At 34.7% G+C, this 22,746-nt stretch carries 15 protein-coding genes; 14 read left to right on the top strand and 1 reads right to left on the bottom strand.

The genetic code is table 11. The features are described 5' to 3' along the window. Window positions 1-88: 88 nt before the first annotated feature. The gene (locus EG814_RS16895) at window positions 89-1,711 is read left to right on the top strand and encodes a UxaA family hydrolase (RefSeq protein ID WP_125723075.1); all 1,623 of its coding nucleotides are present in this window, start codon (window positions 89-91) and stop codon (window positions 1,709-1,711) included. A 256-nt stretch (window positions 1,712-1,967) separates the two neighbouring features. Here the strand turns inward: EG814_RS16895 and EG814_RS16890 are convergent, their stop codons facing one another. Continuing rightward, complete coding sequence (locus tag EG814_RS16890) at window positions 1,968-2,996, bottom strand: LacI family DNA-binding transcriptional regulator (RefSeq protein ID WP_125723074.1); 1,029 nt, start codon at window positions 2,994-2,996, stop codon at window positions 1,968-1,970. Window positions 2,997-3,282: 286 nt separating this feature from the next. On the opposite strand from EG814_RS16890, the gene EG814_RS16885 reads away from it, so the two are divergent. From EG814_RS16885 to EG814_RS16825, 13 genes are all read left to right on the top strand, one after another. Next, window positions 3,283-4,722, top strand: coding sequence for a glycoside hydrolase family 28 protein (locus EG814_RS16885; RefSeq protein ID WP_125723073.1), 1,440 nt, complete (start codon window positions 3,283-3,285; stop codon window positions 4,720-4,722). 30 nt (window positions 4,723-4,752) lie between these two features. Continuing rightward, window positions 4,753-7,881, top strand: coding sequence for a SusC/RagA family TonB-linked outer membrane protein (locus EG814_RS16880; RefSeq protein ID WP_125723072.1), 3,129 nt, complete (start codon window positions 4,753-4,755; stop codon window positions 7,879-7,881). 12 nt (window positions 7,882-7,893) lie between these two features. Continuing rightward, a complete protein-coding gene (locus EG814_RS16875) occupies window positions 7,894-9,582 on the top strand; it encodes a RagB/SusD family nutrient uptake outer membrane protein (RefSeq protein ID WP_125723071.1) in 1,689 nt (562 codons plus the stop codon). Window positions 9,583-9,679: 97 nt separating this feature from the next. Continuing rightward, window positions 9,680-10,618 carry an alpha/beta hydrolase gene (locus EG814_RS16870; protein ID WP_125723070.1) on the top strand — a complete coding sequence of 313 codons (939 nt, stop codon included), beginning with the start codon at window positions 9,680-9,682 and terminating at the stop codon, window positions 10,616-10,618. A gap of 12 nt (window positions 10,619-10,630) precedes the next feature. Then, complete coding sequence (locus EG814_RS16865) at window positions 10,631-11,596, top strand: DUF4861 family protein (protein WP_125723069.1); 966 nt, start codon at window positions 10,631-10,633, stop codon at window positions 11,594-11,596. 195 nt (window positions 11,597-11,791) lie between these two features. After that, window positions 11,792-12,970, top strand: a complete 1,179-nt coding sequence (locus EG814_RS16860; RefSeq protein ID WP_164515339.1) for a glycoside hydrolase family 88/105 protein — start codon at window positions 11,792-11,794, stop codon at window positions 12,968-12,970. Window positions 12,971-13,021: 51 nt separating this feature from the next. Further along, entirely contained in the window at window positions 13,022-14,248 is a 1,227-nt protein-coding gene (locus EG814_RS16855) for a glycoside hydrolase family 88/105 protein (protein WP_235831002.1), read from the top strand. A gap of 246 nt (window positions 14,249-14,494) precedes the next feature. Next, window positions 14,495-16,084: a glycoside hydrolase family 43 protein gene (locus EG814_RS16850; RefSeq protein ID WP_125723067.1), complete on the top strand. Its 1,590-nt coding sequence runs from the start codon at window positions 14,495-14,497 to the stop codon at window positions 16,082-16,084. Window positions 16,085-16,093: 9 nt separating this feature from the next. Continuing rightward, window positions 16,094-18,091, top strand: a complete 1,998-nt coding sequence (gene pelA / locus EG814_RS16845) for a pectate lyase (protein ID WP_235831004.1) — start codon at window positions 16,094-16,096, stop codon at window positions 18,089-18,091. Window positions 18,092-18,204: 113 nt separating this feature from the next. Continuing rightward, on the top strand, window positions 18,205-19,554 hold the full coding sequence (locus EG814_RS16840; protein WP_125723065.1) for a glycoside hydrolase family 28 protein: 1,350 nt from the start codon (window positions 18,205-18,207) through the stop codon (window positions 19,552-19,554). Window positions 19,555-19,945: 391 nt separating this feature from the next. Next, window positions 19,946-20,689: a rhamnogalacturonan acetylesterase gene (locus EG814_RS16835; RefSeq protein WP_125723064.1), complete on the top strand. Its 744-nt coding sequence runs from the start codon at window positions 19,946-19,948 to the stop codon at window positions 20,687-20,689. 127 nt (window positions 20,690-20,816) lie between these two features. Further along, window positions 20,817-21,251, top strand: a complete 435-nt coding sequence (locus EG814_RS16830) for a hypothetical protein (RefSeq protein ID WP_125723063.1) — start codon at window positions 20,817-20,819, stop codon at window positions 21,249-21,251. A 185-nt stretch (window positions 21,252-21,436) separates the two neighbouring features. After that, window positions 21,437-22,726: a DUF4861 domain-containing protein gene (locus tag EG814_RS16825; RefSeq protein WP_125723062.1), complete on the top strand. Its 1,290-nt coding sequence runs from the start codon at window positions 21,437-21,439 to the stop codon at window positions 22,724-22,726. Window positions 22,727-22,746 lie beyond the last annotated feature (20 nt).

The raw sequence follows: 22,746 nt of genomic DNA, 5'->3' as shown, positions 1-22,746 counted from the left end.
ATTGTGAGTAAAATTGAGAAAAAAAGAATTATACTCAATTGCTTGAAAATAAAAGAAAAACAAAAAGAACAAAGAACAAAGGTTAATTATGGCAACGCAGAAAAAATTAATAAAAGTACATCCTACAGATAATGTAGCGGTGGCTTTGGTAAATCTGTCAGCTGGCGAAGTGATTGATTTTGAAGGACAATCAATTGCTGTTGAGTCTGATGTGAAAATGAAACATAAGATTGCAATGGTTCCTTTTAATGTAGGAGACAGAATCATTATGTATGGTGTTTTGGTCGGAAAAGCAAGTGCAAGAATCGAAAAAGGAGGATTGCTTTCTACTGCAAACGTAAAACACGAGAGTGATAAAGTTACAGGTAAAACTGAAACGATTGGCTGGACTGCTCCAAATGTAGATAAATGGAAAGATAGAACGTGGCAGGGCTATCATAGAGAAGATGGGCAGGTTGGAACAGAAAATGTGTGGTTGTTTTTTCCATTAGTTTTTTGTGAAAACAGAAACATCGAAATCTTAAAAGATATTTTTGAAAAAGAGTTGATGAAACCTAAAGAGAACGATTATCAGTTATTGTTGCGTTCTTTAGTAAAATCAGAAACGGGTGGAGCAGGAAATCAGGAAGCTTCAAACGATGCTAACTTGTTTAATAACATCGAAGTTAAATTCATTACGCACCAAGGTGGCTGTGGTGGAATTCGTCAGGATTCTCATAGTTTGGCTAAGCTTTTAGCAGGTTATGTAAACAATCCAAACGTAGCTGGAGCAACTGTATTGAGTTTAGGATGTCAAAATCTTCAGATTTCAATTTTCAAAGAAGCTTTAGATGCGATTAATCCAGACAGTAAAAAACCTGTTTTAATCTACGATCAGCAGTCTATTGGGACTATTGAAACGATGTTGAGTAGTGTGGTAAAAGATACTTTCGAAGCAATTAAAAAAGCAAATGATATCCAAAGACAACCAGCTCCGTTATCTAAGCTTAGAATTGGTTTAGAGTGCGGTGGATCTGATGGATTCTCTGGAATTTCTGCAAACCCAACTTTAGGAGTGTTGTCTGATAAGTTGGCAGCATTAGGAGGAACGACAATTCTTTCTGAGTTCCCAGAATTATGTGGAGTAGAGCAAGAATTAGTAAACCGTTGTGTGGATGACGAAGACGGAAAACGTTTCTTAGATTTAATGAAATGGTACGAAAAAACAGTTGTTGATGCTGGTTCAGGATTTGATATGAATCCGTCTCCGGGTAACATTAAAGACGGTTTGATTACGGACGCTATGAAATCTGCAGGAGCCGCTAAAAAAGGAGGAACATCTCCAATTGCTGGTGTTTATGATTACGGAGAGTATATTAATGAGCCAGGATTAACATTGTTATGTACGCCAGGAAATGATGTGGAGTGTACAACTGCAATGGTAGGTTCTGGAGCTAATATGGTATTGTTTACAACAGGTTTAGGAACTCCAACAGGAAATCCAATTGCGCCAGTAGTAAAAATATCTTCTAACTCAGAATTGGCAGCAAAAATGTCTGATATTATCGATATTGACACTGGTGGAATCATCAAAGGTGAAAAGTCTATCGAAGAAATGGCAGATGAAATGCTTGAAACTATTATCGATATTGCTAGTGGTACGGTAAAAACTAAAGCAGCGATTCTAAATCAAAATGATTTTATTCCTTGGAAAAGAGGAGTTTCTTTGTAGGTTATTAAACCATATAAGTTATATAAGTCCATTTAAAAGATATTTTTAGATGGACTTATTTTTTTTTTGCAAAAAAAAAGAGTATTGATTTCCTGCAAGGTTTTCAAAACCTTGTAGGTCTCCTGCGCTCAGCGGTAGAAAATGCAAAATACAATAATGAAAACTTGTTTTTGATAAAAAAAGGAAATACCTACAAGGTTTTGGAAACCTTGCAGGAAAGCTTAAAATGAACTTATATCACTTATATGGTTTAAAACTAAAAATTAGTTCTCGTAGAAGATTTACGGATGTGTAATTCTGGGGCAAGGACAACCTTTTTTTCGATTTTAATGGTGTCTGTTTTGTCTACTTGTTCTAAGAAAACGCGAGCAGACATTTTTCCCATTTCTAATGGAGACTGATCTACAGAGGTGATAGATAATTCCATGAATTTAGTAAAAGGCTCGTTACTGAAACCCGCTACGCAAAACTCATTAGGAATACTGATGTTTCTATTTTGAAGTTCTTGAATTGCGCCTAGAGCGGCGAAATCACTAGAAGAGAATATCGCGTCTGGCGGAGTCTGTAAAGCAAGTAATGCAGTTGCAGCTTCTTTTCCTGCTTCAACACTACTTTTTACGTAAATAACATATTCTTCGTTAAATTCAAGTCCGTTGTCTAATAAAGCTTGTTTGTAGCCCAAAAACCTGTTTTTAAAAATGTCTAAAGACTGATCTCCAGAAAGATGTGCAATATGTCGGCAGCCTTCATCGATTAGGTGTTTCGTAGCTAGGTAACCACCTTTAAAGTCATTAATAGTAACAGAGCTTACGCCATCAATATGTTTGCTTCTATCGAAAAATATTAGAGGTACATTTTTTTCTAATACATTTCTGAAAGCACTATCATTTTCATCTGATATGCCGGTAACCGACATCATAATGCCGTCAACTTGTGCATCTACAAGAGTATGAAGGTTTTCATTTTCTCTTTTAATGCTTTCGTGTGTCTGACAAATAATAACCTGATAGCCGTGAGGATAAAGTTCTTCTTCGATTCCTCGAATAACCGAGGCGAAAAAATTGCTGTCAATACGCGGTACAATAACTCCGATATTATTACTTCGACCGCTCTTTAAAGCAAGCGCCAATTTATTTTGCTTGTAGTTCATCGCAGCAGCAGTTTTAATAACCAACTCACGCGTCGCTTCCTTTATTTTAGGATTGTTGTTCAACGCTCTGGAAACAGTTGCAGCTGTGATGTTTAATTTTTCAGCAATATCGTAAATAGTTACTTTTTCACTCATTCAAAAAAAGTTTTCGGATTATTTTTAGACAAAAGTACATTTTTTTTCATTATGTAATAAAAATTGTTATCGATTACCATATCGCAAAACTAAAACGTTTTAGATTCTACAATGATAATAAATTATCTAATTTTTTGCATTAAATGTAATAATAATTTGTAATAAAAATTAAATATATAATTTTTTTCTAAATAAATTTGGTGTCTTAGAAGTAATTTTCTACTTTCGTGTAATCGATTACATAATTATTGATGTTTTCGCTAGTGAAACAAGAAAATCTGCGCAAATGATTACTACTAAGATCATCACAATTAAGAAGCTTCTTTTTTTAACTGCTTTCGGGCTATTTGCTACGTCTTGCGCAAGACATGCTTCTTCAGTTTCTTCAGAAAATCCATGGAAAAAGATGGATTTGGTTGTAAAGAGTATTCCGCAGACAAATTTCTCTGATAAAACATATAACATAAATGATTTTGGTGCTGTTGGAGATGGAAAAACATTAAATACAGCAGCTTTCCAAAAAACAATAAAAGAATGTGCTGCAAATGGTGGAGGAAAGGTTTTAGTGCCAAACGGAAAATATCTAACAGGTGCCATTCATTTAGAAAGTAATGTGAATCTGCATTTAGAAGATAATGCTGAGATTCTTTTCAGTATAAATCCGAAAGATTATCCAATTGTTCATACTTCTTGGGAAGGTACCGAGGTTATGAATTTTTCGCCGCTTATTTATGCAAAGAACAAAACCAATATTGCTATTACAGGAAAAGGAATTTTAAACGGTCAGGCAGATATTACAAATTGGTGGATTTGGTCTGGCGCAAAAAGTTATGGTTGGAAAAAAGGAATGCCATCTCAAAATGATCCAACAAATCGTGAAGTTTTGGTGGATATGGCCGAAAAAGGAATTCCAGTATCAGAAAGGCTTTTTGGCGAAGGACGTTATTTAAGACCAAACTTTATCGAGTTTTTTGAATGTAATATTGCCTTGATAAAAGAGGTTACCATTATTAATGCTCCTTTTTGGATTTTACATCCTATAAAAACAAACAACATGATTATAGAGGGCGTAACGGTTAACAGCCATGGCCCGAATAATGATGGCTGCGATCCAGAATATTCGCAAAATATTTTAATCAAAAACTGCACTTTTAATACGGGTGATGACTGTATTGCCATTAAAGCTGGACGCGATGGCGACGGAAGAAGAGTGGCTATGCCAAGTAAAAATATCATCGTACAAAACTGCAAAATGATCGATGGTCACGGCGGTGTTGTAATTGGAAGTGAAATTTCTGCTGGAGTAAACAATGTTTTTGTTGAAAACTGTGTGATGGACAGCCCAAATTTAGACCGTGCCATTCGTATTAAAACAAATTCAAAAAGAGGCGGAATTATCGAAGATATCTATGTTCGAAATCTTGAAGTGGGAACAGTAAAAGAATGTGTTTTAAAATTAAACATGTTTTATAATGTATATGGATCTCAGACCGGAAATTTTATTCCGACTATCAGAAATGTAAGCTTAGAGAATGTAACTGTGAAAAACGGTGGAAAATACAGCGTTTGGGCAGAAGGCTACAAAGAATCGCCAGTTGAAAATATTACGTTGAAAAATGTAAAGATTCAAAAGGTAGATTCTGTCTACTTATTAAAAAACGTAAAAAATATAAACTTTATAAATACCTATATCAATGAGAAAAAAGTAGAATCTATTAAAAACTAAACACTATCAATTAACCAAACTTTAAACCACATGAGTATTAAACAATTATCTGAGAGAAAAGATAAATACTTTGTATTTTTCTTTTTCCTGAATTTTTTACTGTGCAGTTCTATTAACGCACAGTCAACCACTATAGAAGGAAAGATTACCGACGCTACAGGTATGTCACTGCCAGGGGTAAACATTAATGAAAAGGGAACTAAAAACGGAACTTCGACAGATTTTGAAGGAAGTTTCAAAATTAATGTATCAAACAGTAAAGCAATTTTAATAATTAGTTATTTAGGTTTTCAGACACAAGAAGTAAGTGTTGCTGGAAAAACTAAAATCAATGTAAGTTTAGCAGAGCAGTCAAATGCATTGACTGAAGTAGTTGTAGTAGGATACGGTTCTGTAAAAAAGACTGACCTTACAGGATCTGTAAGCACAATTAGTGCCGCTACTATTACAGAAAGAAACACAATTAGTCCGCTAGAAGCTATTCAAGGAAGCACTCCGGGGGTTCAGATTTCATCTTCTACAGGTCGTGCCGGAGACGGATTTAAAGTAGTAATTAGAGGAAATAACTCTTTAATTGCCGATTCAAGTAATCCAAGCCAAGTGGGGTCATCACCTTTATATGTTGTAGATGGTGTGCCAATGGACGGAATTGATTTCTTAAATCCGCAGGATATTGCTAGAATGGACGTTTTAAAAGATGCTTCTTCTGCAGCAATCTACGGTTCTAGAGGTTCTAATGGGGTTGTTATTGTAACTACAAAAAGCGGAACAAGTGCCAAAGCTGGTATCAGCGTAACTTTTGATACTTCTTACGGAAATAAAACGGCGACTAGATTGCCAAATATGATGACTGGAGAACAGTGGTGGAAATTTCACCAAGTGGCTTATATGAGTGCTACACCTCAAACACAAACTCCGGCACAATTGGCGACTTTAGCAGGAAATCAAAGTCCTCTGTTGGTTTCTCGAGCTAACAGCGGTTACAATTTTGACTGGTATGATGCAGTATTAAAATCTGGAATGACAGAGAATAATTATTTAAATATTTCAGGACGTTCAGATTCTGGTTTAAGCTATAATTTAGGATTCGGAATTCAGAGCGATCGCGGTTTAATAGAAAATGACGCAACAGACAAATATTCTTTTAAATTAGGATTAAATCACAAAATCAATGATAAATTTTCTACAGGTGTAAATGTTACTATTGCGAGATTAGACAATCAATTAGGAAGTGATTTAGCTATGCAGGATGCTTTTAGATTGAGTCCATTAATGTCTCCATGGGCTGTAGATGCAGCAGGAAACGAACAAGTTGGTAAATTATTTTTTCTTCCTGGTAAGTTAACCTATCCTGATGGTTCTTGGGCTATCAATAAAACATCAACGGTAAACCCGTTAATGGAAATTGCCAATTCTTCGCAAACAGAAAAAACATGGCAAACGGTTGGTAATACTTACTTCCAGTATCAGGCGTTAAAGTGGCTTTCTTTTAAAACTACTTTTGCAGCGGGAATTATGGATACAAAAAATTCAAAAGCATATACTGCTCAGACCAATGCAGGTGTAACTTTAAATGGAAAAAACTCTGCGACTCTAGAGAATGTAAGCAATTTCAATTATACTTGGGATAATCAGATCGACATGAAGCACACTTTCAATGAAGTTCATGATTTTAGTTTACTATTGCTTCAAAGTTTATATTCAAACACAGATGAGTTTTCATCTTTATATTCAAATAATCAGCCTTTTAATGTAGGGACAGACAATATGGGTTCTGGTGTTCAGACAAGTTATGTTGTAAAATCATCTTTTGCAAAAAACACTTTAAACTCGTATGCAGTTCGTTTAAACTATGCATTTAAAGATAAATATTTAATTACTGCTTCTACAAGATGGGACGGTTCTTCTGTACTTTCTGAAGGAAATAAATGGCAGAGTTTCCCTTCTATAGCTTTGGGATGGAAATTAAGCAAAGAATCATTTTTAGAAAATAGTTCTTTCGTTTCCGATTTAAAACTGCGTGCGAGTTTAGGTTACACAGGAAATGATAATGTGGCGCCTTATACTTCTCAAGCCTTATTAAACCAGCAGACATTTTATGCAGCTGGAGCTAATGTTGTTTCAGGATGGCAATCAGAGAATTTAGCAAACGCTAATTTAACTTGGGAAAAAACAAGAGAATACAATTTAGGTCTTGATTTCGGATTCTTAAAAAACAGAATCTCAGGAACAATCGACGTGTATGACAGATTATCAGAAGACTTAATCTACAAACAGCAATTACCTTTAGAATCAGGATGGAAAAATACTTTTGCAAATGTTGGTTCTGTTAGCAACAAAGGTGTGGAAGTTTTATTGACAACAAAAAATATTAAAAGCGGAAAAGTAAGCTGGGAAACTACTTTTACCTTCACTAAAAACGTAAATAAATTAGAGTCTATTTACAATCAAGACAAAGTAAGTGATATTGGTAATAAATTGATACTTGGTGCACCATTGAATCCGAACTACAATTATGTTTATGATGGAGTTTGGCAGGAAAGCGAAGCGGCAGCTGCGGCTTCTTACGGAATGGCGCCAGGTCAGGCAAGACCAAAAGACTTAAATGGTGACGGTAAATTTAATCCGGATGACAGAACTGTAATTGGTAACCCGAATCCAGAATGGCAGGGAAGTTTTTACTCTAGATTAAATGTAGGGCAATTCGATTTTAACTTCTCAGTAATTACAAGTCAGGGACAAACCGTTTTGAGTACTTTTCACCAAAACTTTGCTGATGTGAGCGATAGAGGACGCCAGAAATTAGCGATGGATTATTTTATTCCAACTAATGGAACAGGAATCGAAGCAAATGCCAATAATACTAACCCAAGACCAGGACCAGTTGCAACGGGAGCTGGAGCATATTGGACTTCATTATTCGGCTACTACAGAGATGCTTCTTATGTGAAAATTAAAAATATATCTTTAGGTTATACACTAGATGCTGAATTTTTGAAAAAGCTAAAAATTTCAAATTTCAGAATTTATGTAAACGTTTTAGATCCGTTTGTGTTTACAGATTTTGATGGATATGATCCAGAATGGGCTGCTTCACCTTTTGGTGTAAACCGTCCGGCAGCTGTAACTACACAATTGGGATTAAGTGTTAAATTTTAATAAAGATATCAAATGAAAAAAATATTAGTAATGATAGGAATAATTGCAGCAGCGGTAAGCTCTTGCAGTGATTATATTGAAGAAGATAGCCGCTCGTATGTGCCTGCGGATGAAACATATAAAACAGCATCAGGATTTCAGTTATTAGTGAATACCAATTATGCGTGGCTAAAAGGAATTTACGGAAAAAATCCGTGGCTTTTTGAAGCGGGAACCGATATGTATGCCGAAGGAAGAACTCCAGAACCAGCAGGTTTGAGCCAGTATACGCTTTTAATACCATCATCAGATAATGTGGCAGATTTGTATAGTTCATGTTATCAGTTAATTCAATCAGTTAATAAAACTATTTATTATTCTGCAATTACAGAACAGACACCAAATCTTAACACATTAGTAGGAGAGGCAAGATTTTTACGAGCAAATGCCTATTTCTTATTAGTTCAGACATATGGCGGTGTGCCAATTGTAAATGAGAATATTACAAGTCCAGTTTTATTTTTTACAAGAAACACTGCAGAAGAAGTATATACTCAAATCATATCAGATTTAGATTTTGCTTTGGCTAATGCAGGAACTGCTGCTTACAGTACAGCTGGAAAAGTAAATAAAAGAGCCGTAAACGATTTATTAGCAAAAGTGTACTTAACAAGAGGATACGAAAGTTTTGCAAAAGCTGATGATTTTTCAAAAGCGGCTACCTATGCAGATGCTGCAATTGCAGGGCAAGCGCTAAATATTCCTTTTGGCCAATTATTTGTTACAACGGGAACTGGTACTGATAACGATTTGAATGCAGAAACAATTTTTTCTGTACAATATGATAAAGCTTCAGTAAGCACAAATCCAACAGAGTTGGGTAATAATCAGTTTTACTATTTCAGCTCTTATCTAGGAGGAGCAGAAACAGGAGCGCCGTTAAGAAGTTATAACTTATGCCCAACAGATTATGCTTTAGGTCTATATGAAAAAGGCGATGAAAGATGGAATGCTACTTTCATGACTGAAATTTTGGAAGGGCCAGAAACAGTAAACGGAGTTACAAAAACAATTCTATATTATCCGTATTACAGAAGTTCAAATCCAGCTTCATTAAAAGTGAGACATTTTTACGAACCAAAATGGTTTACGCCTGCAGATAAAGAAGCTTATATGACAACTAATGCTTCTAGATTAGCTTCTACATTTGTTTATCATCCTTGGGGAGAATATTCTGCAGCACATACCTTAATTAAAAACTTGGATTGCTATACTATTCCAGTTAAAAAGTTTGATGATGCAAATCCAACAACTCCATCAAGTACAGGGCCAGTTAGTACAAGAGATATCATTGTTTCTAGACTTGGAGAAACCTATTTGATTGCGGCCGAAGCTTATTTAAAAGCAGGAAATCCAGGAACAGGATTAGCGCGTTTAAACGAAGTAAGAAGAAGAGCAGGTGTTGCCAATGCAACTGCAGCCCAATTTAATATCGATTTTATTTTAGATGAAAGAGGTAGAGAGCTATTGGGAGAATACAAACGTTGGTTCGACTTAAAACGCACAGGAACTTTGGTTGCAAGAGCTTCTGCTCATAATTATAGAATTAAAGAAGCAAATTTTGTTGGTATAGACGGTCAGCTTAAGATTTTAAGACCAATACCACAAACTGCTTTAGATTTAAATCAGAATAAAGATTTCCCTCAAAATCCTGGTTATTAGTAATTTGTTAGTTTTTTGAGAACTATGTTTTTTGAAGTAGTTAAAAAGGAGTTTGACTAGTCGAACTCCTTTCTTAACTAAAAAGTAAAGATTAAAAATGCGAAAATTTAAATTAATCTTAGTGTTGTTTTTTAATGTCATTGTAATGCAAAGCCAGCAGTACAACGTAGATACGTCGTATACCATTAAAAGCACTTATGCTAAATTAATTAAGAAATACCCCTTTATCACCATTCCCGAAATAAAAGCAAATTCAGACGTAACAGAAACATTCGATTTAGTTTACAATAAAAAGCAAGATCGAACTTTACATTTTGATGCTTTCATTCATACAAAAAAGAAAAAAAATCCAGCAGTTATTCTAATTCACGGTGGCGGATGGAGATCAGGAAATAAAAGTCAGATGCAGTTTATAGGAAAAGAAATTGCAGCAAAAGGCTATTCTTGTTTTGCAATCGAATACCGATTGTCATTAGAAGCAAAATATCCAGAAGGCGTTATTGATGTGAAGAATGCGATAAAATTTATTAAAGACAATGCGGTAAAATTCAATGTAGATCCAAACAAAATTGCGGTTTTAGGCTGTTCTTCAGGAGGCCAAATGGCAGCTTTGATTGGTACAACAAATGAGAATCCGCTTTTTGAAGATAAAAATTTTAAAAGCCGTTCATCTTCAAAAGTCCATGCCGTAATTGATGTAGACGGAGTTCTGGCATTCAAGCATCCAGAATCTTCAGAAGGAGATATGGCAGCATTTTGGTTGGGAGGAAAATCAGATGAAATACCTGAAAATTGGAAAAATGCTTCGGCGCTAAGCCATACAGACAAAAATACACCGCCTGTATTATACATCTGCAGTAGTATTCCGAGATTTCATGCGGGGAGAGATGATATGATTAAGATTTTGAATGAAAATAAAATTTACAATGAAGTGCATACAATTTCAGATTCTCCGCATTCCTTTTGGTTTTACGATCCTTGGTTTACACAGACAATTTCGTACAGCGTACGATTTCTAAATACAATTTTTAAATAATTAGCATACAAAATGAAAGCAAAAATCACTACAGCAATTTTATTTTTCGCGGGTTTAACTGCCATAAATGCGCAGAAATATGATATCAAAACTAATAAAACCTACGCCGAAATATCTGCAAAAACAGACGGAAAATGGGAAGGAAGAAAGTATAAAGGCGGTACTGTGTTTAAAAATGTGGACCGATTAAAACTGGCTCCAGAGCATACAGATCATTCTTTTGATATCCGTTATGAAGGGCCGGGATGGGAAAACAACAGAATTGGCTATCGTTTGTATTTAGACTGGAGAAATGCGATTGATATTTTCGGAAAAAAGACATCAGAAAATATTTTGCCGCTTGTTGGGCAAGACGGATTTGATTCTTACCATAACATGAGTGATTGGGGAGCTGATATCTTAAAAGCTGGAAAAGGAATTGGAATTGGTTCTATCGATCGTTATTTGAACAATGAAAAATTACACTTTAGAGAAGTAGATTCGACTATTGCAACAGTATCTAATAAATCGAAAGAATCTGTAGTAAAAGTAAATTATTATGGATGGAAAACAGCTTCAGACAAAATTGATTTTATTTCAGAACTGACGATTAAACCAGACCAGTTATATACGCAGCATACTATTAAAGCTTCGCAGGCAATACAAGGAATTTGTACTGGAATTGTAAAACAAAAAACGGCTGAATTGCTTAAAAAAGAAAGCAAGAATAAAAAATGGGCGTATTTAGCCACTTACGGAGAACAATCTTTGGTTCCAGATAAGTTAGGAATGGCAATTTTTTATGAAATTAGTACTATCGAAAATATCGCAGATACAAATTTAGATTATCTTTTAGTTTTTAAACCAACTACAAAAGCGGTAACCTTTTACCTTTTAGGAGCTTGGGAACAAGAGGTAAACGGAATAAAAACTAAAGAAGAATTTGCTAAATATTTAGATAAACAATTGGAAGTACTGAATAAAAAAGGGAAGATGTAAGTTGTTTTTGCTACAGATTAAATGATTAAAAAGATTTACAAATTTAAATCTGCTGGATCTGCTATCCCGATAGCTATCGTGAGAGTGAAAAATATTTAGCGCATTGAAAAAAAGAGTATAAATTAAGGAGCAGGAAAAATCAAAATAATCCATTAATCTGTGGCAAAAAAAGATATAAATATGAAGTGTAAAATAATGGCTGTAATATTATTTATGTTTTTTCATGTTTTTGCAATCTCGCAAAATCAGGCTGATGCAACTGTTATTTCTAAAGATTTGAAATGGTCAGAAAGAATGGCACTTTCTATTATGAAACGTCATCCAAAAGCTTGGCAGATTGATCATAACGAAAAACCAAAATGGGATTATAAAATAGGTTTGGCGATGTTGTCTTTTCAAAAATTATATAAAAAGACCAACAATGCGATTTATTTTGAATACGCAAAAGGTTATGCAGAATCGACAATTAATGAGTCAGGAGAAATCTTGAATTACAAATTGGAAGATTACAATATTGATAACATCAACGCAGGAAAAATACTTTTTGATCTTTACGATTCGACTAAAGATCAGCGTTATCTAACGGCTTTGCAAACGCTAAGAAAACAGTTAGAAACCCATCCAAGAACCAATTCGGGTGGATTTTGGCACAAAAAGATTTATCCCTATCAGATGTGGTTAGACGGATTGTATATGGGTGAACCGTTTTATGCGCGTTACACAGCCGAATTCGAAAACAATAAAGCCTTTGATGATATTGCAAAACAGTTTGAAGAAATCCATAAACACACTTTAGATCCTAAAACGGGACTTCTTTTTCATGTTTGGGATGAAAGCAAACAAATGGCTTGGGCGAACAAAACAACAGGAACGTCACCCAATTTTTGGTCACGATCTATTGGCTGGTACATGATGGCTTTGGTAGATGTTTTAGATTATATGCCGAAAGAACATCCAAAAAGAAAAGAGCTGATTTCGTATTTAAATGCTATTTCAAAAGCAGTTTTAAAATACCAAGACAAATCTGGATTATGGTATCAGGTAACAGATGCGGGAAATAAAAAAGGGAATTACTTGGAAGCTTCGGGATCTGAAATGTTTGTTTACGCTTTCGCGAAAGGAGCAAACAAAGGATATTTACCCAAAAGCTATAGAAAAGCAGCAATGAAAGGTTTTGATGGCATTATAAATAAATTAATCACCATTGATCCCGATGGCGAATTGCACATAACACAGGTTTGTGCTAGCGCAGGTTTAGGTGGAAATCCGTACAGAGATGGTTCATACGAGTATTATATAAACGAAAAAATAAAAGTCGATAATTCACACGGATTAGGGCCATTTATTTTAGCGGCATTGGAATTAGATAATTAGATAATTATAGAAATAGATATTAGAAAATAGTAGAATTAAATATATTTTGAAATGAAGAATAGTAGAAAGCAAAGTTACTTAATGTCAGTTTTACTGATATGTGTAATGACGATTACGAGTTGTAAAGTGACTTCACAAGAGCCAGCAAAGCAGGATATTGTAATTGGAAAGAATCTGAAATGGTCTGATAAAATGGCCTTGACCTTGATGAAACGCCATCCAGAATCGTATATGCTAGACGATGCTAAAAAGCCAAAGTGGGATTATGTTCACGCTTTAGTGCTGCATTCGATCGAAGAATTGTATAAAAAAAATCCTGATCCTAGATACAAAGCCTATATTCGCGGTTATGTAGATAATTTAGTTCAAGAAGACGGTGAAATTAAAACTTACGAATTTGATAAATTTAATATAGATTTGGTGGTGCCTGGTCGTCTTTTGTTTGACATTTACGCAGAATCAAAACAAGATAAATATTTAAAGGCTTTACAGCAGATACGCAAACAATTGGCAGAACAGCCAAGAACAGCAAGTGGCGGATTCTGGCACAAACAAATTTATCCAAACCAAATGTGGTTAGACGGTTTGTATATGGGCGAACCATTTTATGCACAATACACGATGACGTTTGAAAACGGAAAAAGTCTAGATGATATAGCGAAACAATTTGAGCTAATCCAGCTTCATGCAACAGATCCTAAAACTGGATTATTGTACCACGGATGGGACGAGAGCAAGCAAATGCCTTGGGCAAACAAAGAAACAGGAAACTCTCCAAATTTCTGGTCTAGAGCATTAGGTTGGTACGCAATGGCATTGGTTGACGTTTTAGATTATTTTCCAAAAGAACACCCAAAACACAAAGACTTGGTTAAATATTTAAATAATGTTTCTGAAGCTTTACTAAAATACCAAGATAAATCATCTGGTTTGTGGTACCAAGTTACAGACAAAGGCGGTGAAAAAGGAAACTACTTAGAAGCTTCTGGTTCTGCAATGTTTTCATACGCTTTTGCAAAAGGAGCAAACAAGGGCTATTTGCCAGCTAAATTTAAAAAAGCAGCCAACAAAGCTTTTGACGGATTAACGACAGTATTAATCAAAAAAGTAGATGCCGATGGCGGAATCACTTTAACAAATTGTTGTCAAGTAGCAGGTTTAGGTGGAAATCCTTACCGTGATGGTTCTTACGAATATTACGTAAACGAAAGAAAAAAAGACAACGACCCAAAAGCAACAGGTCCATTTATTCTAGCTGCTTTAGAGCTTAATAGATAATTTTAGTTTGCCACGAATTACACAAATTTCCACAAATTAGTCTTCGACTTCGTGACAAAAAAATTAGTGCAATTAGTGTAATTCGTGGCAAAAAAACTTTGCGTCTTAGCGACTTTGTGGCAAAAAAACAAACAGAGCCTCTCTTATGCAACAAAAAGCTTTGTGTCTTAGCGCCTTAGTGGCAAACAAAAAAAACTTAGCGAGCCTCTGCGTAACTCTTAGCGTGCGGTAAAAAACAATACAACAATGAAAAATATAAAAATCATCCTTTTTCTTCTTTCCATTTTCTATTTTCAGAAAAATACAGCACAAGTATGGACATCAGATAATGGAGACGGAACGTATACCAACCCGATTCTGCATGCCGATTATTCAGATCCAGATGTTGTTCGCGTAGGCGATGATTATTATATGACCGCTTCTTCTTTTAATTGTATTCCAGGATTGCCCATTCTACATTCTAAAGATTTGGTCAATTGGAAAATTATAGGTCATGCATTGGTAAAACAGCCGCCGTTTGAAACGTACGATAAAGTACAGCACGGAAATGGAGTTTGGGCGCCAAGTATTACGTATCATAAAAATGAATTTTACATTTATTATCCAGACCCCGATTTTGGAATTTATATGATTAAAGCAAAAAAAGCCGAAGGACCTTGGTCTGAACCGTTTTTAGTAAAAGCAGGAAAAGGATTGATAGATCCTAGTCCGCTTTGGGATACAGATGGCAAAGCGTACCTCACGCATGCTTTTGCCGGCAGTCGCGCACAGATTAAAAGTTTATTGGTTGTTTGTACGATGAATCCAGAAGGAACTGTTGTAAACAACGACGAAGTAATAGTAATTGACGGGCATAAGGATGAAGAAACAATAGAAGGCCCTAAATTTTACAAACGAAACGGCTATTACTACATTTTTGCCCCTGCAGGAGGTGTTCCAACAGGATGGCAGACTATTTTAAGATCGAAAAATGTTTTCGGACCTTACGAAAAGAAAAAGGTTCTAGAACAAGGTTCGACCGCAATAAATGGTCCGCATCAAGGAGCTTGGGTTACGACTCAAACAGGAGAAGATTGGTTTTTCCATTTTCAGGATAAAGATGCTTATGGAAGAATTGTGCATCTTCAGCCAATGAAATGGGTAAATGATTGGCCAGTAATGGGAGAGGATTTTGATAAAAACGGAATTGGAGAACCTGTTACCACTTATAAAAAACCAAATGTCGGTAAAAAATATCCGATAGAAACTCCAGCAGAATCGGATGAATTTAATTCGCCAAAATTAGGATTGCAATGGCAGTGGCAGGCAAACAAACAGATCAATTGGGGATTTCCAACAAGTTTAGGTTATCTCAATTTGTTTTGCAATACGACTTCTCAGAATATCTTTAATTCACCAAATTTATTATTGCAAAAATTTCCGGCAGAAGAATTTACGGCTACAACAAAACTGACTTTTAATTCGAGATTAAATAAAGAATCAACAGGTTTAATTGTAATGGGATTAGACTATAGTTTTTTATGCTTTAAAAATGTCGAGGGAAAATTATATCTAAGTCAGAAAACGGGAACTTTTGATAAAACAGTTTCAGAAACAGAAACAGCACCAATAAAAATAGAAAACAATACCATTTATCTTAGAGTGAAAATTTCGAAAGGAGGAATGTGTAGTTTCTTTTATAGCCTAGACGATAAAAATTATCAAAAAATCGGAAAAGATTTTAAAGCCAAAGAAGGAAAATGGATTGGCGCCAAAGTCGGACTTTTTGCTTTAGGTGAAGAAGTGAAAAACGATTCTGGAAATGTTGAAGTAGATTGGTTTAGAATAACGAAATAAAAAGTAATGATGCATTTGAAAAAACTAATAATTCTTTTTTTATGTCTTTGCAGTTTTGCTGTACAATCTCAAAATGAATACAAAAGATGGTCAGATATTATTCGTAAGAGTGATGCATCTTGGTTTGCTTCGGCGGAAGCCAAAAAAATAGCAGAAAATGTTCTCTTGTATCAAAGAGATATTGGAGGATGGCCAAAAAACATTCAAATGCAGCAGGAACTAACCGAGAAGCAGAAAAAAGATTTAATTGCACTTAAAAAAACAGATGCAGAAACCACAACCGACAATGGAGCAACTTGTCAGGAAATGCTTTTCATGTCCAGAATGTATGCGCAGGTCAAAGACGAACGCTATGCAACATCTTTCTTAAAAGGACTAAATTATCTTCTCGAAGCGCAATATGCAAATGGCGGATGGCCACAGTTTTATCCTTTAAAGAAAGGCTATTACACCCATATTACCTACAACGACGATTCGATGGTAAATATCCTGAATGTGATTAGAAACATTGGAGACGAAACCGATTATTACAGTATAAAACCTTCAAAAGAAATTGTTGAAAAGTGTAAAAAATCTTTCGAAAAAGGCATCGATTGCATCTTAAAAACACAATATAAACAAAACGGAGTTTTAACCGCTTGGTGCGCACAGCATGACGAAATTACTTTGGCTCCAGCAAATGCAAGAGCTTTTGAACTGGCTTCTTTAAGCGGGTACGAATCGGCAAAAATTGTTTTGCTTTTAATGTCTATCGAAAAACCTTCTCCAGAAATTGTTACGGCTGTAAAAAACGCTGTCGCGTGGTTTGAAAAAACAAAAATTACCAATTTACAAGAAAAAAGAGTGTTGAATGATGCTGGAAAAATTAACGACAAAAAGATGATTCCAACTCAAAACGCAGCACCGCTTTGGGCTAGATTTATGGATTTAGAAACCAATGAACCTTTCTTTTGTGATCGTGACGGAATTAAAAAGAAATCTCTAGATCAAATTGGTGCAGAACGAAGAAATGGCTATTCCTGGTATACGGATGCTCCAAAAGAAGTTTTGAAAAAATTTCCAGACTGGGCAGTTAAAAATGGAACAAGAGTTGGAGCTTCAGAAAAGAAAATTGTAAATTATATTACCGTAGCCCAAGACGGTTCTGGAGATTATACCAAAATACAAGATGCCGTTTATGCGACACCAGCATTTCCGTATGAGAAAGTGACCATTTATATAAAAAACGGAATTTATAATGAAAAAGTTCGAATTCCAGAATGGAATACCAACGTCGTTTTAAAAGGTGAAAGTAAAGAGAACACGATTATTACTTTTGATGACAATTTCTCCAAAATTGGCTTAGGAAGAAATAGTACTTTTTATACTTATACGCTTTTAGTAGAAGGTGATGATTGTTCCGTTTCAAATTTAACCATTAAAAATACTTCGGGAGAACGAGGTCAAGCGATTGCATTATCGGTAGTAGCAAATCGCGTCAAAGTCAGCAATTGTAAGCTTTTGGGCAATCAGGATACTTTGTACTTATCGGGAAAAGATGCCAAACAGTATTTTAAAGATTGTTATATCGAAGGAACAACCGATTTCATATTTGGGGGAGCAACCGCTTTATTTGAAAATTGTACTATTCACAGCATAAAAAGTTCGTACATCACTGCAGCCTCAACGCCAGAAGGAACTCCGTTTGGATTCGTTTTTAAAGACTGCAAGCTCACCGCAAATCCAGAAGCAAAGGACGTTTATTTAGGAAGGCCTTGGCGTATTTATGCTAAAACAGTTTTTATTAATTGCGAAATGGGCAAACAGATTAAACCAGAAGGTTGGGAAAACTGGTCAAAACCCGAAGCAGAAAAAAAAGCATTTTATGCAGAATACAATTGTAGCGGAGAAGGTTTTCAGCCATCAAAAAGAGTAAACTGGTCGCATCAGCTTTCAAAAAAAGAAGTTGCACAATATTCAATCGAAAACATTCTTAAAGACAAAATCGCAAAATGGTATTTTTTGTAAAGGTTCTGAGGTTCTAAGGAGCTAAGATGCAAAGGTTTTTTATAAAGCCTTAGAACCTCAGTACCTCAGTACCTCAGTATCTCAGTACCTCAGAACCTCAGAACCTAAAAAAAATGAAATATCTATTCCTTTTATTCTTCACTTGGGCTTCATTTGCTCAGAATACAGATTTTCCGTCGACTACAGCAGATTCTATTGTAAAACGAATTCAGCTTCCGATGATAACATCCTATCGGATTAATGTTTTAACATTGGGCGCAAAAGGAGATTCTATTACAGACAATAAAAAGGCTTTTGATAAAGCAATGGCCTTGTGTAAAAAGAATAAAGGCGGAATCATTATCGTTCCAAAAGGAATTTATAAAATCAACGGGCCTATACATTTTGTAAGCAATGTAAATCTTAGAATTGAAAAAGGAGCAAAGATAAAATTTAGTGACAATCCGAAAGATTATCTTCCAATGGTTTTAACAAGTTGGGAAGGAACAATGCTCTACAATTACAGTCCGCTTATTTATGCTAATAACTGTACTGATATTGCCATTTCTGGCGAAGGAACGATAGATGGAGAAGGAGGAAAAACATGGAAAACATTTAAAGCAAAAGAAGGTGCAGGCAAAAATCTAAGCCGCGAAATGAATCATAACAATACTCCTTTAAGCGAAAGAAAATTTGGCGAAGGCTATTTTTTAAGACCGCAAATGATTCAATTTCTCAATTGTAAAAATATCTTGGTTGAAAATGTTAGAATAGAAAATTCGCCATTTTGGTGTCTCCATCTTTTAAAATCAGAAAGTATAACCGTTCGCGGTATAAGTTATAAATCGCTCAACCATAATAACGACGGTATTGATCCTGAATATGCAAAAGACGTTTTAATTGAAAATGTCAATTTTGACAATGGTGATGATAACGTAGCCATAAAAGCAGGAAGAGATCACGAAGGAAGAGCCAATACCGCAACGCCAAGTCAAAATATCGTCATCAGAAACTGTAATTTTAAAGGTTTGCATGGTGTTGTAATTGGCAGCGAAATGTCTGCAGGCGTGCAGAATGTTTTTGTAGAAAATTGTAAAACTGTAGGTTATTTAAAAAGAGGTATTTATTTAAAAACCAATGCCGATCGAGGTGGTTATATTAAAAATATATTTGTAAATAACATTCAATTAGATCAAGTAGAAGATTGCCTTTACATTACAGCAAATTATCACGGAGAAGGCAAAGGTTATCAATCGGATATATCAAATGTACATTTTTCGAATATCACTTGTAACAAAGCATCAGAATCAGGAATTGTAATTCAAGGATTTCAAGACAAAAAAATCAGAAACATAACTTTGAAAAACATAGAAATTAAACAAGCCAAAAATGCGCTGTCCAACGAAAATGCTGAAAATGTTCTCATGACAGATGTTTTTATAGGACAAAGAGCAAGTGTGCCAACGGCTGTGTCGAAACATTAGTTTTTTTTAGTTTAGGGGCAAAGGTTCAAAGTGACAAAGGAGCAAAGGTTTTTACGAACCGAATTGAATTTTAGAGACGCACTGCAGTGTGTCTAACGTTTTTTTTTTTTGGGTTCAAAGGTTCAAAGTGACAGAGAGACAAAGGTTTTTACGAACCGAATTGTAGAGACGCACCGCAGTCTAACGATTTGTTTTTTTGGTTCAAAGGTTCAAAGTGACAGAGAGACAAAGGTTTTTACGAATCGAATTGTAGAGATGCACTGCAGTGCGTCTAACACAAAAATTTAAGCTTAAAAGGAAACTTTGCGCCTTTGCGTCTTTGCGAGATTAAAAAGAAAAACTTGGCGCACTTTGCGGTTAGAAAACACAACGCATCTAACATATTAAAAAAATGAAAAAATACATTCTTCTAACTCTACTAGTTACTTCTGTAGCTTTCGCACAAAAAACGACATTATATTGCATTGGCGATTCGACAATGGCGAACAAAAAAGATCCAGAAAAAAATCCAGAATACGGGTGGGCGCAAGTTTTGCAGCCTTACTTTACAGATAATATACTAGTAGTAAACAAAGCAGTAAACGGACGCAGTACCAAAAGTTTTATTGCAGAAAAGCGTTGGGATTCTATTTATGGCCAACTCAAAAAAGGAGATTATGTTTTTATCGAGTTCGGGCATAATGACCAAAAAATTGAAGACCCAGCACGTTATACCAATCCACATACTGCTTATAGATACAACCTTATCAAATTTGTAAAAGAAAGCAGAGAAAAAGGAGCTATTCCAATCTTGTTAACTTCTATAGCGAGACGTAACTTTAATGAGAAAGGAGTTTTGGTTCCTACACATGGAGATTATCCGTTAGAAACAAGATTAGTTGCGCAGGAATATCAAGTTCCATTTATAGATTTAGAATATTATACCGAATTGTTGGAACAATCTTATGGACCAGAAAATTCAAAAAAACTGCATTTGCATTTTAAAGCTGGCGAGAATTTGTATTATGACAAAGATAAAGCAGACGATACGCATCTTTCATTATTGGGCGCCACTAAGATAGCCGAATTGGTAATTAGCCAGATCAAAAGTTCAAGTGATAAATCTCTGCAGCAGCTTCAAAAAAACATTCGATAGATAAATTAAAGTCAGACTCATCATAAAAAATTAAAAATACCTTATAATGTTTGTTTTATGGCATTTTGGGGACTTTTGCTATTATTTACTACTTTAAATTTGCTGTGTTTCTAAAAAAAAAGTAGTAATGCAGAAGGAAAAAGTTTTAGTTTTTGATAGCAAAGACACTTTCTTAAAAATGTTCAAAAGAAGGTTTAAAGAAAATTTTGATTTTATTGAAGAATCATTTTTTGATAAGAAAGAGAAAGAATTTGACCGTATTGTCTATGTAATATACAATCATAGCGAATTGCTTAATTTTTTATCGAATGGTAAAAGAGGAACCAATATTTTGGTTTGCCTATTCAATGTTCAGTTTTATAGAAGCTTGTCATTTTTAGAAGAAACCAATAATTTGATTTTATTTGATGAGTTAAAAACAAGAACTGAAATTGTAGTAGAATTAAAAAATTTCTTTAGCAGTAAGTTGGATCAAAAACAAGAGGAAAAATCTTTTAAACCTTCACAAATTTCTCAGAAAAAATTTCAGGACTACTACAGAGCAATGTACTTTTTAATGTAATTAATTTTTTCATATTTTTCGTGAGCGCATTTCATAAAAATGCCGCTTTTAAAGCAGGATAAATGTTGTTCGTTATCCTGCTTTTTTATTGTTCACTTATTGTTTTGAATAAAGTTTTTCGATTTTAAGTGTTATTATAACAATTAAAACCCTTAAATTGTTCACATAAAAAAAGAATAATCAGAATGAAAAAAAGAGTATTATTTTATCTTCCAATTACTTTAGCAACAGCTTTATTAATGAGCTGTAAAGTTTCTCAAAATGTATCAGAAAAAACAATCGTTTTAAAAAACAGCAGTTCATTGGCGCTCTCGCAAAAAGCAATTTCTATTAAAAGAAAGGACTTACGAGAAAAGAATATAAAAGGAACATTTCCTATTCTGCTTTTTAAAACAGATACCATTCCTGCGCAGACAAATGATCTTAATGGAGATGGAAAATGGGATGAACTTTTCTTTACAGCTGATTTTTTGCCAAATGAAGAAAAAAACATTCAATTAAAATGGTCAGAAACTGATCCGAAATTTACGATAAAAACTAGTGTTCGTTTTGGAAAACGAGAAGGAAAAGATCTTCCTGTTCATCCAGATACACAGGAAGTTTTAATGGCAAATCAGGTTCATAAAAAATTAGGATATCAAAAATATCAGACCGATGGGCCAACATGGGAAAATGATAAAGTTGGTTTTAGACATTACCTAGACGGAAGAAACTGTAAGGATGTTTTTGGTAAAAAACTTCCAGGAATAACTCCAGAAGATGTCGGAATAAATAGTAAAGGTGCCGTTGAAGACAATTATCACGTGATGTTAGATTGGGGAAGAGATGTTTTTCCTGTGGGAAGTTCTTCTGGTTTAGGTGGTTTTGCTTTATTAGTTGATAATAAAATTAATAGACTTGGAATTTTAGGAAATGACACGATTAATAATATAGAAAAAACAACTTTCAAAATCGTAGCAGAAGGCCCTGTGAAGTCAGTCCTGAGTTATTATTATGAAAATTGGAAAGCTTCTGATAACTTATATAAAGCGAAAGAAACAACTTCGATTTGGCCGGGAATGTATGCTTATAAAAATACCGTGTCTATCAATGGTATTAAAGGAAATGAAACATTTTTAGCCGCGCTTTCCAATCTTAATAATAAAAATCCGCTTCAAGTTATCGAAGCCGGTGACTGGGTTTGTTTGATTCTGCATGACCGTCTTACTTATGACCGTCAATGGATTTTAGGTTCGGCTATTTTAGTGCCTAAAAATATTTATGAGGGCTATATAGAAGCTCCTAAAACAGGGCAGCTGACAGATTCGTACTTGGCAAAATTAAAAATAGAAAACAATAAAGAAATTAGCTACTATGCTGTTGCTGCATGGGAATTAAGCGCAGACAAAGGTTTTGAAGATTCTGCTTTTTTCACCAATTATGTGACAAATTTAGCCAAACAGCTTTCTGCAAAAGTTACGGTTGACATTAAATAATTTAAAAACTTCAAACGGTT

This window comes from Flavobacterium ustbae, assembly GCF_003946915.1.
Taxonomy (GTDB): Bacteria; Bacteroidota; Bacteroidia; order Flavobacteriales; family Flavobacteriaceae; genus Flavobacterium; species Flavobacterium ustbae.
Note: the sequence above shows the minus strand (reverse complement) of the source record. Positions and strands in the feature narration are given on the sequence as shown.

Bases quoted from the DNA above. Each gene is read 5' to 3' on its own strand.
- EG814_RS16880 (WP_125723072.1), top strand. From the start codon at position 4,753: ATGAGTATTAAACAATTATCTGAGAGAAAAGATAAATACTTTGTATTT.
- EG814_RS16840 (WP_125723065.1), top strand. From the start codon at position 18,205: ATGAAATATCTATTCCTTTTATTCTTCACTTGGGCTTCATTTGCTCAG.
- EG814_RS16855 (WP_235831002.1), top strand. From the start codon at position 13,022: ATGAAGAATAGTAGAAAGCAAAGTTACTTAATGTCAGTTTTACTGATA.
- EG814_RS16860 (WP_164515339.1), top strand. From the start codon at position 11,792: ATGGCTGTAATATTATTTATGTTTTTTCATGTTTTTGCAATCTCGCAA.
- pelA (WP_235831004.1), top strand. From the start codon at position 16,094: ATGCATTTGAAAAAACTAATAATTCTTTTTTTATGTCTTTGCAGTTTT.
- EG814_RS16835 (WP_125723064.1), top strand. From the start codon at position 19,946: ATGAAAAAATACATTCTTCTAACTCTACTAGTTACTTCTGTAGCTTTC.
- EG814_RS16875 (WP_125723071.1), top strand. From the start codon at position 7,894: ATGAAAAAAATATTAGTAATGATAGGAATAATTGCAGCAGCGGTAAGC.
- EG814_RS16870 (WP_125723070.1), top strand. From the start codon at position 9,680: ATGCGAAAATTTAAATTAATCTTAGTGTTGTTTTTTAATGTCATTGTA.
- EG814_RS16865 (WP_125723069.1), top strand. From the start codon at position 10,631: ATGAAAGCAAAAATCACTACAGCAATTTTATTTTTCGCGGGTTTAACT.
- EG814_RS16890 (WP_125723074.1), bottom strand. From the start codon at position 2,996: ATGAGTGAAAAAGTAACTATTTACGATATTGCTGAAAAATTAAACATC.
- EG814_RS16885 (WP_125723073.1), top strand. From the start codon at position 3,283: ATGATTACTACTAAGATCATCACAATTAAGAAGCTTCTTTTTTTAACT.
- EG814_RS16850 (WP_125723067.1), top strand. From the start codon at position 14,495: ATGAAAAATATAAAAATCATCCTTTTTCTTCTTTCCATTTTCTATTTT.
- EG814_RS16895 (WP_125723075.1), top strand. From the start codon at position 89: ATGGCAACGCAGAAAAAATTAATAAAAGTACATCCTACAGATAATGTA.
- EG814_RS16830 (WP_125723063.1), top strand. From the start codon at position 20,817: ATGCAGAAGGAAAAAGTTTTAGTTTTTGATAGCAAAGACACTTTCTTA.
- EG814_RS16825 (WP_125723062.1), top strand. From the start codon at position 21,437: ATGAAAAAAAGAGTATTATTTTATCTTCCAATTACTTTAGCAACAGCT.